Consider the following 17155-nt stretch of genomic DNA (forward strand, 5'->3'; position numbering starts at 1 on the left):
TAGGGGCTTTCGTTTGTCAATTCTTAACTTCTATTTGCTTTATATAGGAGGAGAAGAGAATTTTTATGGAAATAAATAGAGTTGGTACAGGTGGAATTGATAATGGCGATGCTGCCAATGGGACTGGTAAGGCCCAAAAGCCTTCTGTACTAGCATTTAACGTAGAGGCACAAGTTATTCCTTCTGATATTGCTGCTGGTCAAGCTGGTCAAGCAAGAGTTTTTGCTGATACAGGTCTGGTTGAAATTAAACTAGTTGGCCTTGGTTCCGTCTCTGTAACGCAAGATGAGCTAGGAGCTTTTACAAAAAGACTTGAAGCTGGAATGAGAGCCTTTGAAAATGAGTCTATTGACCATGGTATAACAATTGGCGGGGCTAATAAAGAGTCAAGATTTACGGCAGCCTCTCTTTTATTAGGACTCGCACTCTAATCCTCTTTATAATATTTTTTATTAACTAATTCATCTGGTAGATACTGCTGTTCAACATGCTTGCCTGGATAATCATGTGGGTATTTGTATTGAGTTACAGGATTGACTTTGACATTTGACTTTTTGCGAAAGCCCATCTCACTTTCATTAGCGGAACTAGTGCTTTGCACCGTTCCGACCTTTTTTTTGTCGACATCACTAGCAAAACTTTGTTTTGCAGGATGTCTATCATTATTAGATTTAGCTGGACAGTCTTTGACTGCTAGGTTGCGTAAGTGCTTTGGTACTGGATATGGCGGGTGGTTGGAGCAATCATTGAGCGCTTTGTCCAAGGCTTTGTAAGCCCAGTTGGATTTGGGCGCCTGCGCGATATAAACAATTGCTTGTGAGAGCGGGATGCGCGCTTCTGGCATTCCTAGTTTCATTGCTACTTGATAAGCTGCGTTTGCTATCACGAGTGCTTGCGGGTCGGCGATACCAACGTCTTCAGCTGCTGTGACAATTATTCTACGACAAACTGCTTCAAGATCAGCACCAGCGTGCAAGAGCCTAGCTAGCCAGTAAAGCGAGGCGTCAACATCGCTACCACGAAGTGATTTTTGTAAGGCTGAAATGCAGTCATAATAAGTATTGGGATCACCAGAAAAAAACTTGGTACTGATATTGTCTTTGCAAAGTTGCAAGTCTATAGTTTTGGAATTGTTGAGCAGGAGCTCAAGATTGGTAAGCATATGACGCGCATCACCAAAACTTGATTTGATTAAATAGTTCTTAGCGTCATCATCCATGCTCGCGTCACTGATTGCAAGTCCTCTGGCTATCAACTTCTCTAGATCGTAGTATTGATGCGGTCTTAGTTCAAAACAAAGTGATCTGCTTAAAAGAGCCTTGTTGATACTAACAGCAGGATTCTCTGTGGTTGCTCCAATCAAAATCAAAATCCCGCGTTCAATTGCATTAAGTAAAATATCTTGTTGAGTTTTATTGAAGCTATGAATTTCATCGACAAAGAGCACTATTGAGTTTGGGATTTTTTCTGCTCTTGCAATAATTTCTCGAAGATCTTTGACGCCGGAATTAAAGGCCTGTAGTTTGATAAATTCTCTTCGGGTATATTTGGCAGCAAGCTGGGCGATAGAGGTTTTGCCGGTGCCAGGTGGTCCCCAAAAAATAGCTGATTGTTTTACTCCCGATTCAAGCCAATTAATAAAGCCAGGATTGTTTTTGATTGAACCAACTAGTTCATCAAGAGAACCAGGTCTTAGTTTGTAAGCTAGTGGCTCAAAATCTTGAGCTTCAACGTAAAAGAGGCTTGCTTGGCTGGACATGGACTAATTATAGCAATTTGCTTAAATAGTTTTTCCAAACTTGATACTGAGCATCTAGGTTAGGTCCTGGCTCAAAAACCTTGTCTGCCTTAAGCTCTAGTTCAATCTCACCAGTCATCTTGGCAACTCCAAGAGCTGTCATTTCGGTTTCTGTATATCTTTGAATGGGGATTTGCAAGAGATCAGCTTGAAACTGCATGAGAGTATCATTGAGACTAGCACCACCATCTACATTGAGCTGGGTGATTGACTTGCGCAGCTCTGGGTCAAGAGCTTCAAAAATATCCCTGACTCTATAAGCGATAGATTCAATGGCGGCTCTAGCGATATGGGCTTTGTTGCTGCCGCGAGTAATTCCAAAAATAGTGCCTCTGGCATCTCCCTTCCAGAAAGGTGCACCTAGACCAGCTAGTGCTGGAATTAAATAAACGCCACCATTGTCTGAGACTTCATTAGCTAGTGCTTCGATATCTGCTGATTTTTCGATGAATTGCAGTTCGTCTCGGAGCCACTGGACAATAGAGCCGCCAATAAAAATACTGCCTTCAAGCGCAAAGGCTTGAGCTGTTTCTGTTTTGTAAGCTGCACTTTTGAGTAAGCCGTCATTATTGGTTGCTAGTGAGAATGACATGGAGTCGCGTTCGTTACCAATGCGAGATTTGCTTTGAGCAGTGTCTCCCATTTTTGCTAGCCCCTTCCTGTAGGGAATCATCACAAAAGTCCCTGTACCATAAGTGCATTTGGCTTGGTTGTCATAGGCATAGAGCGCAGCTTGTTGGTCTCCTAGAACGGCTTTGATTGGCAGCTCTTGATCAAGCAAGTCTTGAAACAATGGGCTTGAATTAAAATTGCCATTAGAGTCAATGACATCTGGAAGCATTAATTTATCTATCTTGAGCGTTTTGAGAATTTCTTCATCCCATTTGTTTTCGTTAATATCATAGAGCATGGTGCGGGATGCATTGCTTGGTTCTGTGAGGTGGGCTCTGCCCAAAGTTAAATTCCATAGCAACCAAGTGTCTATAGTTCCAAACAAGAGGGGACAGCTTTGTCCAGCTTCTGCGTTAGTTTGACGATTATTTAAAATCCATTCTAATTTAGTCGCAGAAAAATAAGCATCTGGAATCAACCCTGTCTTGGCTTTGATATAATCGGTAAAATCAATATTGCCGATTTTGGTTTTGCTAAGTTCTTTGCATCTGTCACTAGTCCTGCGACATTGCCATACAATAGCCTTGTGGACAGGTTTCCCTGAGCGTGGGTCCCAGACCACGGTCGTTTCTCTTTGATTAGTGATTGCTATAGATTTGATAGAATCTTTGTTGATTTTACAAGCGTCTAGGTTTTGTTTAATTAACTCACGGCAGCAAGCTAAAGTCTTGTCCCAAATTTCTGAAGCGTCATGTTCTACCCAACCAGGTTGAGGATAGTACTGTGTGATTTCTTTTTGGACAATGTCAAGGATTTTACCTTGGGCGTCAATTAATAATGCCCGAGTGCTTGTCGTCCCCTCATCAATAGTTAACACATAATCCATTAATAACCCTTGGTCAGAAGTTCTTTAGTCACATTGTCTCTTGTTCTTGCCATCAATTCAAATTCTTGACTAAGATAGTGGCTGATAGTTTGAATCACTGACTTCTCTATCTTATCGCTACTTAAGCCAATTGTTAAGCGTCTTTTGAGAATATCTTCAAGGGTATAGGCTGATTCGTTGCGAATTGCATAAACTATTTGCGCTTCAATATCTTCATAGTCTGGTGAGATTTTGTTTTTGAGTAGAGGATTTTTGAGGCAAAGATCAAGTAGCTCAGGCGTGTTAGTGCCGTAGAGCATTAACAAATGCAAGATAGTATGAGCTTCCATCTCATACCTTGAACTATAATCAGCTAAAATATTTTGTACATAGTCATAAAAACTTAAGTTCGGTGGATATTTGCAGCCAGTTGTTTTACTTTGGTCTGTGTGACACTTGTTTTTGGTTAGTTTGTCTACTACTTCTTTTGCAAGATTGCGGAAGGTTGTGATTTTGCCTCCTACTACTGAGTAGTAATTTGAGATATGATCTTTTTTACCATGGTTGATTATTGAATGTTTGCGACTAACCTTGCCTTCTTTGCCTGTTTTGCTTAGGGGCAGCGGTCTCACTCCACAAAAGCTATTGGTGATTGATTTTGAGCTGAGATTTGCATTGGGAAATAAGTCATTAACTTCGTTGAGAAGATATTGGACTTCTTCTGCTGAGATTTTTAGATTGTCAAGATTGTCATGTGCTCCAAGAAAAATATCGGTGGTGCCAATTAAATAAAGATCTTCATTCATACCGATTTTATAGGGAAGAATAAAGAAGGGTCTACCATCTGCTTTGGCTTCATTATAGATTCCAAATTTGGCAGGTGCTCCAGCAAAGGATTTGACTAGAATATGTGATCCCTTGGTGCCGCCAATGCGTTTAGCTGGACTGTGACTAAGTCTAAAACCTTCATTGGTTTTGAGCCATTCATGATCTTCGTCTAGCCATGGTCCGGTCATATTGATAATGTTTTTGCCATAGACGGTGTATGGTTTTTTGCCATTGAGCATATCTTTGAATTTAATCGAGCTTGCTTGATAATTATCATTGACTTTGCTGCACTGAATATCCGTTAGCTGACAGTGATTGAGGCAGATAGCTCCTAGCTCTTGAGCCGTTCTGATATTTTCAAGTACTAGTCTTTCCACAAATGGTACTTGCCCGTCATGATAGAACACAGCACCCTTGAGGCCCTGTTGTTTGATATCAAGCTTGAGACTTGCCATTTGTTCTTTGCTGACAGTTTGGTAAGGTAGTAGACTTTTACCTGCAGAAAGTAAGTCATAAAACATCATGCCAAGTTTGAGTTTACTTAGGCTATATTTGCTTTTTTTGTAGGCTGGAACCAAAAGACCGATTGGGTTTACCAGATGAGGATAGTTTTGTAATAAAATTTCACGTTCCTGCAAGCTTTCATAAACCAAATTAAACTCAAGTTGTTCAAGATAGCGAAGACCACCATGAATTAAGCGAGTGGAATGAGCGCTACAACCAGAACCAAAATCATTCTTGTCGATTAACAGAGTTGTGAGCCCTCGCTCTGCTGCGTCACGGGCCGCACCAGCTCCATTAATCCCCCCACCAATTATGATGAGATCAAAGAGTTGTGCTAAGTTGTATTGATCTAGCCGGTGTTCTATTCGCATGTTTTACCTGCATTACTGTTATGCCCATTGGTTTTTCAGGTAATTAGAGGATATTTTTGCTAGTATTATTTGTATGACAAGTGTTGGACAAGGTAATACGCCGCACGAATTTTAATCAAAAGTAGCTTCTCAATATTCTAAAGCAGCAGCAGGGATGTTTATGAGGGATAAAGTAAGAACTTTGCTAATCGATATTATGAACAGATCTGGTATTAGACAGGTTGATGAAGAAATTACTTAGGATGCTTTTTTGAAACAATCTCTGTAAGTCTTCCTGCAAGATACAAAGGTATCTTATAAACATTAGTTCTGTGATCGATATTAAGGTTTTGTCCACTGACAATAGTATTGATTTTATTGTGATATTGCTCTCTAAATAAATATATACTTTTGGCTTTGGTTACTTGTCCAGCTTTGACTTCTATTGGAGTAATTTCTCCGTCAAGATCAAGCACAAACTCAAGTTCTTTTTGGGCTTCTTGCCATGAGAAAATAGGCTTATTGTTACAGAGGCTTTGGACAAGTGCTTGCGCGACATAGTTCTCGGCGAAAAATCCTTTGTAAGTTCCATAATCATAGTCATAAATTGTTTTGGGGGCAAGATCAATCATTGCTCCTAATAGACCAATATCAAAAACAAATAATTTAAACGAGCTTGCTTTGAGATTTGATTTAAGGGGAAGAGCGATATGGTCAAGGATTGGGATTTTGATAATGAGGCCGGCTGCTTCAAGCCAGTCTATGCTAGAAATTAATCTTGAATATCTATTTTTTTCGGGAATGGCTGACTTGAATTTGAATTTATTGGCGTTAGCTGTTTGTGATTGAGAGAGCTGCTCACCGATATTATTCCAGAGTCTTTGTAAGTGGACAGCGTTTTCTTTACCTGCATGTTTTGCCATGTCACCCAAGTAATCAGTAATGAGATCTTGTTGTTTGTATCTCACTTGCTCAAACGCTGTTGCTAATTGATCTTGGTGTTTTATAAACTCAAGCACGACTTCTGGCAAGCCACCAGTGATAAAGTAAAGCTTGACTAAGTTCCAGAGTTTCTGGTGTAGTTCAGGATAGATTTGTTCTTGGCTTATTCCTTCTTCTAATGCTTCAAGCAGAATGTTTTTATTTAAGGCTTGCAAGAACTCAGTGAAATTCATAGGGTACATTTCAATGTGATCTACCTTACCAACAGGGTATGAAAGCTCGTTAAGCTTGACTCCAAGCAAGGAACCAGCGGAGATCACCGCTTGATTGGGCTTTTGCTCACAAAAATACTTGAGGCTGGTAAGAGCGCGAGGGCATTCTTGTACTTCATCAAAAATAATTAGATCTTGCTCAGAGATATTATGCTCAAGACTAATTGAAAGTCTTTGGATTATAGTTTGAGGATTTATATTGTCATCAAAAATTGTCCTAAGTTCTTTTTGTTCTTCAAAGTTGATGTAAGTATAGTGAGCAAAATTATTCTTGGCGAAATCTATCAGGCTATAGGTTTTACCAATTTGCCTGGCCCCTTGAAGAATTAAGGGCTTGCGTTTGGCTTTTTGCTTCCATTCCTGCAATTTGGCTAGGATGTCACGTTTCATGCGTATATTATGCCACAAATGGCATTATTTACGCATGAATAATGACATTTGTGGCATAATTCTAAATTTGCTATTATTGTTCTTTATTATGACAAGTATTCCTGAACAAAGTAATACCCCCCCCCCATTAATCAGTTAGAGTTAGCGCGGCAAGTTCGAAAACAGGCTATCGATTCAGCATTTGCAAAACAAATTGATTTGCCTCTGACCTTTGCTGCTGTTGCGCCAGGTATGGATAGAAGAACCTCTGACGCATGGACAGAAATTATGGTGCATAGTGCTTTAGATTGCTCTCAAGCAGCTTGTGCTGCAAACTGGACAAAGCTTAGTTTAGTAGACTTCATGAAAAAGTTCTCGAGTTTTGTTAAGGGTATGACACCAACAGAAGAACTAAAAGAATTAAAATCTTACCTTGCTGACGTTTATCGAAACTCACGCTTAGCTGCTAAAACAACTCTTAATGTGCGTGATAAAGTAAGATCTTTTTTGATTAATCTTATGGATAGAACTGCTATTAGACCAATAGATGAAGACATCAACTAAAAAGCTTATCCAGAAAATCTCTCCAAGGATAAACAGTAATCTCTCCAAGTTCTTTGGCGCGAGCTGCTCTTGAGACACAGATTAATTCTGAATCTTGATTAATTTCTTGAAAGGAAAATAAACCACGCAAATCTGCTTTGCTTGGGTTTTCACTTGATTTGATTTCAATGGCGAGGGTGTGACCGTCAGGCTTTTCTATAATTAGATCGACTTCTGTATCATTGGAACTGCGATAAAAACTAAGATCCCAGTTTTTTTTGTAATAACGATTGAGTTTGATTATTTCATTGATAATAAAATGTTCAAAAACAACACCATAAGTATATGTTGCTGGAATAATGTCATCGCTAAGGTTGTTGAGTAAGGCGTTACGCACGCCATTGTCAAACAAATAGAATTTGGGATGTTTGACGAGGCGCTTGCGAGTAGACTTATTGTAGGGTTTTAAGAAGCTGCCAATAAGCGTGTCTTCTAGCACCTGAAAATATTCTTTAATGCTTTGATTACTGGTAGCTGCTTCCCTGGCGATATTTGAGTAATTAAGTAAGTTACCACTTTCACTAGCTGCAAGTCTCAAGAAGCGTGTGAAAGCTCCCATGTTGCGGACGATTGCTTCAGCTTTGATTTCTTCTGTTAGGTAAGTCTCAACATATGATTGAAGCATTTCTTGAGCTGCTTCATCATCGTTAAGGTAAATAGCAGGAAGAGTTCCAAAGCGCAAGGCGCGCCCAAGGTCAAAATCCTCACCAAGTTCACTATAACTAAGTGGGTAGAGGCGACGAGTCCAGGCTCTACCACCAAGCATGTTAGCTTGCCCACGTTTGAGTTTGCGAGCTGAAGAGCCGCTAAGTACAAAATAAATCTGCCTATCCAAGTTTTCAATTAAGTTATGAACTTCATTAAGCAAGGCTGGGATTCTTTGTACTTCATCAATAATTACATGGCTAATTTGAGGATCAAGTTGACGAACTTCCTCGGCTAGTAGTTCTGGGTGAGCAACTAACCTGGTATATTCTTTTTCAAGCAATAGGTTGTAGTATGCAGAACTTTCTTTGCAAAAACTATGTTTGATTAATGTACTTTTACCGACTTGTCTTGGCCCAAAGAGAAAAAAATGAGCTTGTTGAGGTAATTCAAGTAGGCGTTTTTTAGAAGCCATACTATAATTATACCATGTATTTTTATGGTTTAACATAGAATTGCATGGTGTTATTATAGTAGAATAAATAGACATCCTGCAAAACTCTGTTTTGCTAGAGATGTCGACACAAAAAAGGTCGGAACCATGCGGAGCATGTGTTCCGCCAGTGGAGATAATAGTGACTTACGCAGGAAGTCTATTTAAGTTATAAAAAATGACAGTATGAGCTGTTTACTTCACGTGTTTGCTATTATTCTAGATATTATGACAAGTATTTCTAGACAAGACAATACTCCCCACCCTGATGGTAATTTCGGAATTAATACTGGTCAAAAAACTAGGAGAGAATTAACAGAGCTTCAAGTGCGTTTGCAGAGGAGTGGTGATGAACTGGAGGCGAAGAAAGTTGGAGAGATATTAGCAATAATTCCAGACGATGTAGTAATTTCTTCACCAAGCAAAAGTCCTAATGAGCTTTATCATTATTTTTTTCAAACTTATTCTCATACGATGAAAAATATTGCGACAGGAGTATTTTCTAGAATGCGCGCGTTAGAGAAACTTGGAGAGGGTGATGAGCAAATTAATAAAGATAGTTTGAAAGAAATTTATTCAGACTTGAAGAAATATTTTGATACTTTATGGGCTTATACTTCTAATTTTGCTGGGCATGTTTGTGATTCCATTCCGCTAGAGTAAGCTCATGAACAGTAATTTATGGCTAGTTAAATAGTTTACCCTGCCACATTTGTTCTATAAAACTTTGATAGTTAATAATCTCAATCCCATCTTCTGTGATTCTATTGGTATCAATTTAGATCAAAGTTGTGCTTAAGTTCATGCATGCATAAACCATAAAGCTCGTATCTTAGAGCTCTTCCTCCAAGTAAATTGGCTTGTCCTCTTTTTAATTTGCGTGCAGAGGAACCACAGAGAATAAAATTGAGATCTAAATTTTCAATTAGCCAGTGAATCTCATCAAGGATTACAGGAGTTTTTTGTACTTCATCTAATATGATGGGTTGTGATTTATCAAGCAGTGATTTATCAAGTTGATATTGTAGTTCTTCTCTTAGCAGGTGTGGATTTTCAAGGTATTTGATATAGGTATTTGTTTGCAGAAAATCTATATAAATTGAATTAAGATATTGTTTTTTTAGTAGAGAGCTTTTGCCAGTCTGTCTTGGCCCCCATAAGAAAAGACTTTTGGATGGATTTTGGGGTAAATTAAGGGCCCTGTTAAACTGGATATCCATGAATATCTAGGGTGATACCACGGATATTCATGAATATCACTAATTAGAGCTTAATTTCTAGTAAAAACTGGTATATTCTCTAGGCTCACGTCAAGAGTGATCTTCTGACCACCTTGATATTGCTCAGCACTAAAATAATGAGTCCAAGTCACGCCCTTGCCTGGTAAATAAAACTCACGAGTCTTGGCGCCTGGTTCATAAATTGGAGCCACAAAGAATTTATCACCAAAGATATATTCAAAGCTTTGATTATAGGTCTCTGCTTCATTTTGAAAATCATAGACAGTAGGTCTCATGATTGGGATTCCTAGTGTGCTTGCTTTCACGCTTTCTTGTTCAAGATAGGGAATTAATTCGTTGCGCAATTGCATAAAGCGTTGGATGATTTTAAAATGCTCAGGGTGAGTAGCTTGATGTAAGTCGGGTTCAGTTGGAATATTTTTGTAGGAGTGAATACAAAAGCGCGGAGTGAAGATACCGTTTTGAATCCATCTTAGTAACAGTTCACTATCTGGTGTTTCTCCCCAGAAACCACCAATATCACAGCCCGCGTGAATCAGCCCAGAGAGCCCCATTGAAGCTAAGATGGTGTTGTCGTATTGTAGTGATTTCCAGCTAGAGTTATTATCGCCAGTCCAGGTCTGGGCGTATTTTTGAATGCCGGCGTAGCCGCTTCTAGACAAAATCCAAGGTCCCATCTCCCTATTCCCTATTCCCTTTGCCCATTCTTGGTAAGCTTCGTGCGCTAATCGAGACATGATGATTGACATCTCCATTTCATGACCCTGAGCTTGATGTGGCTCAAAAATCTCATATTCATTATTGTCATTCCAGATACCACAAATGCCGTTATCAAGAATTTGGCTTTTGAGTTTTTCTTTCCACCAAGTTTGAGTTTGAGTTTTGCGGAAATCCAAACTTGATCCGGGTCCACCCCAATAGTCAATTACTAGAGTTGAATTATCAGGTCTATTAATGAATAAATCAAGCTTGATTGCTTCCTGATAAAGTGGATGAGTCGTTAATAGTACTGGTTTAACATTGGCGCAAAGCTCGACACCAAGCTCTTTAGCTGCTTTGGCAAAGGCTTTAGGATCTGGGAATTTGTCCTTGTTCCAAATGAATTGTTGTCTTTGTCCATTGGAGTCTTGAATATAGCCGGAGCTAAGGTGAAAGGCTGAAGCTGGGATGTTTTTGTCTTTGAAGCGCTTGAAAGTATTTAGTAAATGCGTTGCAGCAGGGAGGTCCTGACGTCGGGTTTCACCCTCCTCAGGATGACGATTTTCTGTATACGACATCCCCGAAGCTAAATAACCAAAGGTGAAACTCGGTACAGGATTGGGTTTGCCGGTAAGTTCTAAATATCTAGAAACAATATCTTTTATTTGTGGACCATTGATAAAGTAGTAGTTTAAATCGCCGCCTTCAGCTCCAAAGTAATAATATGGAGAGGGTTTGCGCTCACGACCAAAGTCAAAAAACTTAGGGTTGAAGTTGTCAAAAAATATTCCATGTGCTTTTTGGGTATCGGGATTTAATTCAATAAAAAACGGAATGTCTTTGTAAAGTGGATCTGTAAACTCTGAATCATAACCAAGCGCGTCTAGTGGTGCGTTGCGAAAACGTCTGCCCCAACGGTTGAGAGAGCCTGTCTTATCGCCAAGTCCATAAATATTGGGTGCGGTTTTGTATTGTTTGTAGCAGCGAATCTCTGTTTTATCATAATCAAGTTGACCTGACCAGAAGCCAAGCCCTGGTTCATCAGAGCTTAGTAAATCGCCAGCTTGATTAAAAATTTGCACTTGCAAAGGATCAGGATGGATTTTGACTACTAGTTTGCTTGTTTCAATAATTTGAATTCCGTCTTCGCTATCGCTACGACGCGACAAGTTGCTTCTGATTTCTAGATCTTCAAAATTCTGAAACTCAAGATGAGTATTAGGATGATATAAATCAAAATCATCATTATTTGAATAATGAAACCTCACTATCTCTTCTGAGATAAAACAGATATGCAAAAATAATTCTTTGCCTGTGATGTGATTGAGTCTAAGTGTGTAGAGATTCTCTCCAGCTTCTTCTATACTTGAAAGAATCAAGCGATTTTTGAGTCCATATTGTGTATTTTCTGAGGGCATTGAAGGCTTAGTGGTTATATTCCCATGTAATACGCTATAATTAGCATATGCACACAAGTACAAATAATAAGATGAGCTCGATTGATATCGCCCGAGAAGTCTTTGAAATAGAGCTTGATTCAATTAATCAGGTTCTCGATTCTCTAGGTAGTGAGTTTGAGCAGGCTGTCGAAGAGGTGCTCAAAGTCAAAGGCAGAGTCGTTGTTACTGGAATGGGCAAGTCTGGTCATATCGGTGCCAAGATCGCTGCGACTTTGGCTAGTACCGGAACGCCATCGTTTTTTGTTCACCCTGCTGAAATGGGACACGGCGATCTTGGAATGCTTAAGACTGATGATTTGGTTTTGGCTCTTAGTTTTAGTGGTAACACAGAAGAGCTGCGTAAGGTTTTGCCAGCGATCAAAAAACGTAATTTGCCGTTGATTGCAATTACTGGTGGCAAAGATAGTTCACTAGCTAGTTTTGCAGATATCGTTTTGCATACACCAATCAGTAAAGAAGCTTGCCCGCTAGATTTAGCTCCTACTTCTTCAACTACGGTCGCGCTTGTTATGGGCGATGCACTGGCGGTAGCTTTGATGAAGCGTCGTGATTTTAAGAAAGAGGATTTTGCGCAGTCGCATCCACTTGGATCTCTAGGTAGAAGCTTTGTTCAGGTAGAACAAATTATGCGCAAGGAAGCAATTCCCAGCGTAGAAGCTGATGCTGATATGAAAGCTATTTTACGTGAAATCAATAGCAAAAAATTTGGTTTTACAACTGTTGTTACACCAGCCAATAAAGTCATTGGAACTATTACTGATGGTGATTTGCGCAGGGCGCAAATTAATTATGGTGCTGATAGTTTTAACAAAAAAGCCAAAGACATTATGTGCTCTAGCCCTAAAATAATAAGTCCGGAGGCGCTGGCAATTACAGCTGCGGAGATTATGAAAGAATATAGAATTTCAAGTTTGGTGGTGGTCGACAACGATTCAAAAGCTCTAGGCGTCATTGATCTTAAGGATATGTTAGCTGAAGGCTTTGTTATATAGCCCAATTTGGATAAAATGTTAATTTCTCTCAAGAATTTGGTAAAATATACATAGTGAAACTTTTCCAGCTTAACTTTTTTGGAATACTACTCATGATCATAGCGGCCGCTGTATTAATTGCTTTGCCAAGTTTTATGATTCAAAATTTTTGGAACTCTATTGTTTCAGCTAATATTGTCAAAGATATGAGCATAGAGATCTGGCAAGCTTCTTTGCTTTGGGGAGCTTTAGTTAGTTTATTGTATATGACAGGAATTTTTCAATTCAAGCTTGATTTCAAATCTCTTGAGTCAATTGATGTTGAGTCAATCAATGATCCTGAGTTAAGAGCAGAAATTGAAAATATGCAACTTAAAACACAGGAAGCTAAAAAATCAGAGCCAATTAAAGACCCTTCTAAAAAAGACGATTACAACATCTAAACAGTGATTCGTTGATGCTTTTGATTCTGAGCGTAGGCGCAAACTCGGGAGCTTGCTCACGGAGTTTGCTCACGGAGTTTATCCGTAGCGAAGAAAGCCGTCGAGCCGGTCACAATCTTAGGTTGTGAAGAATCTTGCTCAGGGAACTCGGTGGGCTTGACCCCGAGTGAGCAAGATTCTAGGCGAGGTGTCATATTCAAGGCTTGCAGCCTCAAAACTAAATTCTAATCGGTTAATTATATTTTCTGCAAGGTCAGCAAGCTCTGTAATTCCATAATTAATATTGGCTTTAGTCAAAGTGCCTTGTCTTTTGTTTAGGTCAATTAATTTGGCGCTATCAGATCGGACTGGTTTACCTTCATAGTTGATTTTGCAAACAAGGTTGTGGTTTTCAACCATAAGTTGTAGATTGATCATAAACTTGGATTCAGAGTTTCTCGTGTTGTTTTCCAGTATGAGTTCTACAAGCTTTTGGATGATTCTGTAGCTATTGATTCTTTCATCTGAAGAGAGGCGTAATTTGCTAAATTCAGTCTCTATCATCAGATGTACTTTGTGATCAGTTTGGCCATAGAGCTTAGTTGCATAAATCTCTAGTAGGCAAATTAGTCCCCTTTCATCCTCGAATTTAAATGGTACTAGATCAAAAAGTATGGTATCAATTTCTTCAACCAACTGGTTGAAATCATTTTGAAGCAAGTTTAATTGAGCTGGGTCACTGGCTATCATTGTGTTTGAGCTAATGATATCGGCAATGTTTTTTTGCATACTGACAACAGAGGGGACTGCTCTTTCTTGAAAACTAAGGGCAATGTCTTCCAGTAATTGCTCCTGTTGGCGAAAGACAGTAGCTTGGATTGCGGCGATTTGATTATGATTAACGTTGTCACTAGTTTCGACCAACGGTGTTGCGGGTACTCTCTGTGGATCTTCACTGGTTTTGGCTCGCGGGCTTATTGGTAGTTTTTTGTTGAAAATATTTTGGAATTCAAAATTGAAAAGATTGAGATCAAAAAGACTTGAGACAATCAAGATGCTAGTCAGGGCTACCAGTAGAGGCACTATCTCTAGGTGAGTGTTGAATAGCGAGAGTCCAATTTGACCAAGTATTAATAAACTCGCTGAGATTGCAATGAAACTAATTACTCTAGCCCAGTAAATTAGAGCAGTAAGAAAAATACCAGCGGCAATAAGAAGTGTGAAACTAAAAAAAGGATTGAGTGGTACGTAGTTGACCCAGCGGTCTGAAAGATAGTTGATGATTAGGCTTAAGCCGTTTTTGTTTAGTTCTATTTTGGGTGAAAGGATAATGATCTTTTGTTGGTTGACAACTTCTTTGTCAAAGTCAGTTCTGAGGATGTCACTGACTGGTCTTTTTTTGATATTGTATTGTTTTTGATCTAACCAGAGGTTCGCCTCTTCTTCCCTTACCATATCTTCTTCAATATCTTTACTGCTGAGGCTGCGATACATGGTATCAGTGCCGCCAATTGCAAGCTCTAAATCGGAGTCACTGAATTGATAAACATTGTTTTGAGAAACTACCAGGTCTACTGATTCAGCTCCTTTGCTTGATAGCTCGGTAATTAGGTTTAGGATGAGTTCTTTTTGTTGAGCAACGGTCTTGTCGGCGAGGTTTATTTTTTCGTCTTCGGTGAATTCAAAAACAGTGTACTTGCTTTTTTGAAAAGGGTTCAATATTCTCAGCAATGATTGAGTTGAAAGTAAAAACCCTTCGACCCCTTTCCAACTATTGGGACTGATCCAAGAGACTATAGTAAAACTCAAAATTCCAATTAAGCAGCCGACGATGATGCGCTTTTGATTCATGTTTTTATTATACGGTAGAATTGGCGTCATTGCGAGCGTTTTGGTGAGTGCAATACTTGATGCCTTGCTCTGTCAGCATTCTGCCGCGTTGAGTTCTGAGTAAGAACCCTGATTGAATCAAAAAAGGCTCATAGTAATCCTCGATAGTGGATTTGTCTTCACCAGTAATCGCCGCAATCGTTTCAAGTCCCACTGGTCCGCCGTTATAGTGTTTGAGCATGGAGCTAAGTATCTTGCGGTCCATATTGTCTAAGCCAGTTTGATCAATGCGATAGGAATTAAGAGCTTGGTTACAAGTTTCTTGATTAACTTCACTGATGTTACTGTGTTCAGCAAAGTCGCGCACTAGTCTTAGTAGGCGGTTGGCGATTCTCGGTGTTGCTCTACTTCTCGTTGCAATCACCAGAGCTGCTGGCTCATCGAGCTTGAGCCCAAGTGTTTTGGCGTTAGTTTGAATAATTTGAGCAAGCTCCTCTTTGGAGTAGTATTCCATTCTGTGTATATGAATAAATCTATCTCTCAGTGGCGCACTGATGAAACCTAGTTTGGTAGTGGCTCCTACCAAAATGAATTTGTTAATTTCAAGGCGCATCAAACGTGAGCTAGTGCCCTTGCCGCTACCGATATCAATTTGATAATCCTCAAGCGCTGGATATAAAAGCTCCTCAGTGATTTTATTAAGACGATGAATCTCATCAATAAAAATCACATCTCCATCATTGGCTGACATTAATATCCCTAGAATATCTTTGGGGCGCTCAAGTGCTGGTGCTGAAAAAATCTTGGCTTCGGTGCCAAGCTCACTAGCAAGTAAATAAGCTAGAGAGGTTTTGCCAAGCCCTGGCGGGCCGTAAAGTAACAAATGTCCAAGACTAGAGATGTCTTTGCGTTTCTTAGCTGCACTTATTGAGATTTTGAGGCTTTTGATTAGTTCTTTTTGACCAATATACTCATCAAAATTGTGTGGTCTAAGATTGTTGCCACTCTTATTTTCAATACTCAGATCGACTTTAGTTGGCTCAGCGTTAAGCAGACTATTGTTGGATTCTTGATGTGATGAGTTGATAGCCACTTACTTTTGTAAGCATAGCATGTTATGCGGATTATGAGAAGAGAGTTTTCAAACCCTATTGCTCTATAAGGTATGGTTTAACAGCTATAGTTCTTTTTGTTGTATTGACTTTAGAAATTTATCTGTTCTTGTTATTCCATTAAATTCCTTATAAAGGATATCTTTTAGTCTTGCTTTGATTTCTGCATTTTGAAAGAAAAATATTCTCATCAACTGAGAGTCCTTTGCTAGCAGAGCTTCCATTCCTTGAGCCTCCATCGCTCTAATAATCAATAGTTCATTAGTTTCGTGGGCACAGCAATTACCATAAAGATCAAAACATAAATCAGGGGATTTGGCTTCGAGCATCTCTGCTACAAAAATAAAACCATGTTCGTCAAGTAAGCTAGCCAGTTTTTCTGTTATGGCGATTGCTTGGTAGCTGTAGAGTTGCTCAGGATCTTGATTGAGGTGCTTGAAGTATTTTTTTTCGTTTGGGCTTTCGGCTTTATAGTCTTGCCAGCGGCTTTCCATGACTAGTGTTTGTAATGGGAAAGGACCAGGCTCTAAATCCACTGGTCTCAATAATTTAACTTGCATCTTTTGGAATTGATCATCTTGGTATCTCAGAGGCTGCATTTCAAGAGCGTCATAGACATAGTTCATGGTGATCATTGAAATATCTTTGAGTGATGTAGGTGGATTAAAGGCATCAAGTTCCATGAGCTGATAGTGTCCTGTGAATTCATCTAGGATTTTGCTTTGAGCTATATCTTCAAGTGCTTTCACGCTGATGTCACTAACTATAATTTCTATGCGATCTAGTAAACCAGATTCTTTGGCAGCGATTAATAGCTCTCTTGCAAAGAGTCCTTGACCGGAACCGATATCAAGAATTGTGATTTTATGATCAGGAGGATAGTTTGGGATATTAGCTTGAAGAATTTCAAAAAGACTAGATGCGTGAGCTTGGCTATTGGTTAATAGATTAGGAATGGGATAGGGATGATCAAGCTGATAAATCTTATTGCCGTTATCGGTGTAGTAATCGTGGCTACAAAGTAATGATTTATTGTAATCAGTCCAGTCTTGTATCAGTTCTAGTTTCACTGTTTATATTTTATCGTCATTGCAAGCGAAGCGAAGCAATTATAGGATGGCTCCGTGATATCATTACGA

Annotated in this window: 15 protein-coding genes; 5 read left to right on the top strand and 10 right to left on the bottom strand. The window is 39.3% G+C overall.

Annotation, left to right across the window (positions count from 1 at the left end; translation table 11 throughout):
- The first annotated feature begins 65 nt into the window (after nt 1-65).
- Nucleotides 66-431 carry a hypothetical protein gene (locus O3C63_00635; protein ID MDA0771428.1) on the top strand — a complete coding sequence of 122 codons (366 nt, stop codon included), beginning with the start codon at nt 66-68 and terminating at the stop codon, nt 429-431.
- Here O3C63_00635 and O3C63_00640 read toward each other — a convergent pair.
- The 4 genes from O3C63_00640 to O3C63_00655 form a co-directional block, all read right to left on the bottom strand.
- Complete coding sequence (locus tag O3C63_00640; GenBank protein MDA0771429.1) at nt 428-1759, bottom strand: replication-associated recombination protein A; 1332 nt, start codon at nt 1757-1759, stop codon at nt 428-430. The genes O3C63_00635 and O3C63_00640 overlap by 4 nt on opposite strands.
- Nucleotides 1760-1766: 7 nt before the next feature.
- Nucleotides 1767-3296 carry an FGGY family carbohydrate kinase gene (locus tag O3C63_00645; protein MDA0771430.1) on the bottom strand — a complete coding sequence of 510 codons (1530 nt, stop codon included), beginning with the start codon at nt 3294-3296 and terminating at the stop codon, nt 1767-1769.
- Nucleotides 3296-4978: a glycerol-3-phosphate dehydrogenase/oxidase gene (locus O3C63_00650; protein ID MDA0771431.1), complete on the bottom strand. Its 1683-nt coding sequence runs from the start codon at nt 4976-4978 to the stop codon at nt 3296-3298. The genes O3C63_00645 and O3C63_00650 overlap by 1 nt, the downstream gene beginning before the upstream one ends.
- A 233-nt stretch (nt 4979-5211) precedes the next feature.
- Nucleotides 5212-6561: an AAA family ATPase gene (locus O3C63_00655; GenBank protein MDA0771432.1), complete on the bottom strand. Its 1350-nt coding sequence runs from the start codon at nt 6559-6561 to the stop codon at nt 5212-5214.
- A 198-nt stretch (nt 6562-6759) separates the two neighbouring features.
- Here O3C63_00655 and O3C63_00660 point away from each other — a divergent pair, with 198 nt between their 5' ends.
- Nucleotides 6760-7104, top strand: coding sequence for a hypothetical protein (locus tag O3C63_00660; protein MDA0771433.1), 345 nt, complete (start codon nt 6760-6762; stop codon nt 7102-7104).
- Here O3C63_00660 and O3C63_00665 read toward each other — a convergent pair.
- Nucleotides 7097-8263 carry an ATP-binding protein gene (locus tag O3C63_00665; protein MDA0771434.1) on the bottom strand — a complete coding sequence of 389 codons (1167 nt, stop codon included), beginning with the start codon at nt 8261-8263 and terminating at the stop codon, nt 7097-7099. The two genes, O3C63_00660 and O3C63_00665, sit on opposite strands and share 8 nt — an antisense overlap.
- Nucleotides 8264-8509: 246 nt before the next feature.
- On the opposite strand from O3C63_00665, the gene O3C63_00670 reads away from it, so the two are divergent.
- The gene (locus O3C63_00670; GenBank protein ID MDA0771435.1) at nt 8510-8944 is read left to right on the top strand and encodes a hypothetical protein; all 435 of its coding nucleotides are present in this window, start codon (nt 8510-8512) and stop codon (nt 8942-8944) included.
- Between the two features lie 110 nt (nt 8945-9054).
- Here the strand turns inward: O3C63_00670 and O3C63_00675 are convergent, their stop codons facing one another.
- Nucleotides 9055-9501: an AAA family ATPase gene (locus tag O3C63_00675; protein ID MDA0771436.1), complete on the bottom strand. Its 447-nt coding sequence runs from the start codon at nt 9499-9501 to the stop codon at nt 9055-9057.
- Nucleotides 9502-9551: 50 nt separating this feature from the next.
- On the bottom strand, nt 9552-11639 hold the full coding sequence (locus O3C63_00680) for a DUF4968 domain-containing protein (protein MDA0771437.1): 2088 nt from the start codon (nt 11637-11639) through the stop codon (nt 9552-9554).
- 47 nt (nt 11640-11686) lie between these two features.
- Between O3C63_00680 and O3C63_00685 the strand changes: the two genes are divergently transcribed.
- Together O3C63_00685 and O3C63_00690 are read left to right on the top strand one after the other, a co-directional pair.
- The gene (locus tag O3C63_00685; GenBank protein ID MDA0771438.1) at nt 11687-12673 is read left to right on the top strand and encodes a KpsF/GutQ family sugar-phosphate isomerase; all 987 of its coding nucleotides are present in this window, start codon (nt 11687-11689) and stop codon (nt 12671-12673) included.
- 92 nt (nt 12674-12765) lie between these two features.
- Nucleotides 12766-13095, top strand: a complete 330-nt coding sequence (locus O3C63_00690) for a hypothetical protein (GenBank protein MDA0771439.1) — start codon at nt 12766-12768, stop codon at nt 13093-13095.
- Nucleotides 13096-13233: 138 nt separating this feature from the next.
- On the opposite strand, the gene O3C63_00695 is transcribed toward O3C63_00690, so the two are convergent.
- The 3 genes from O3C63_00695 to O3C63_00705 form a co-directional block, all read right to left on the bottom strand.
- Nucleotides 13234-14925: a hypothetical protein gene (locus O3C63_00695; GenBank protein ID MDA0771440.1), complete on the bottom strand. Its 1692-nt coding sequence runs from the start codon at nt 14923-14925 to the stop codon at nt 13234-13236.
- 7 nt (nt 14926-14932) lie between these two features.
- The gene (gene ruvB / locus O3C63_00700; GenBank protein ID MDA0771441.1) at nt 14933-15997 is read right to left on the bottom strand and encodes a Holliday junction branch migration DNA helicase RuvB; all 1065 of its coding nucleotides are present in this window, start codon (nt 15995-15997) and stop codon (nt 14933-14935) included.
- Between the two features lie 84 nt (nt 15998-16081).
- On the bottom strand, nt 16082-17086 hold the full coding sequence (locus O3C63_00705; GenBank protein MDA0771442.1) for a class I SAM-dependent methyltransferase: 1005 nt from the start codon (nt 17084-17086) through the stop codon (nt 16082-16084).
- Nucleotides 17087-17155 lie beyond the last annotated feature (69 nt).

This window comes from Cyanobacteriota bacterium (assembly GCA_027618255.1).
Classification (GTDB): Bacteria; Cyanobacteriota; Vampirovibrionia; order LMEP-6097; family LMEP-6097; genus JABHOV01.

Coding starts and splice junctions, on each gene's coding strand:
- O3C63_00635 (MDA0771428.1), top strand. CDS start 66: ATGGAAATAAATAGAGTTGGTACAGGTGGAATTGATAATGGCGATGCT.
- O3C63_00640 (MDA0771429.1), bottom strand. CDS start 1,759: ATGTCCAGCCAAGCAAGCCTCTTTTACGTTGAAGCTCAAGATTTTGAG.
- O3C63_00645 (MDA0771430.1), bottom strand. CDS start 3,296: ATGGATTATGTGTTAACTATTGATGAGGGGACGACAAGCACTCGGGCA.
- O3C63_00650 (MDA0771431.1), bottom strand. CDS start 4,978: ATGCGAATAGAACACCGGCTAGATCAATACAACTTAGCACAACTCTTT.
- O3C63_00655 (MDA0771432.1), bottom strand. CDS start 6,561: ATGAAACGTGACATCCTAGCCAAATTGCAGGAATGGAAGCAAAAAGCC.
- O3C63_00665 (MDA0771434.1), bottom strand. CDS start 8,263: ATGGCTTCTAAAAAACGCCTACTTGAATTACCTCAACAAGCTCATTTT.
- O3C63_00670 (MDA0771435.1), top strand. CDS start 8,510: ATGACAAGTATTTCTAGACAAGACAATACTCCCCACCCTGATGGTAAT.
- O3C63_00675 (MDA0771436.1), bottom strand. CDS start 9,501: ATGGATATCCAGTTTAACAGGGCCCTTAATTTACCCCAAAATCCATCC.
- O3C63_00680 (MDA0771437.1), bottom strand. CDS start 11,639: ATGCCCTCAGAAAATACACAATATGGACTCAAAAATCGCTTGATTCTT.
- O3C63_00685 (MDA0771438.1), top strand. CDS start 11,687: ATGCACACAAGTACAAATAATAAGATGAGCTCGATTGATATCGCCCGA.
- O3C63_00690 (MDA0771439.1), top strand. CDS start 12,766: ATGATCATAGCGGCCGCTGTATTAATTGCTTTGCCAAGTTTTATGATT.
- O3C63_00695 (MDA0771440.1), bottom strand. CDS start 14,925: ATGAATCAAAAGCGCATCATCGTCGGCTGCTTAATTGGAATTTTGAGT.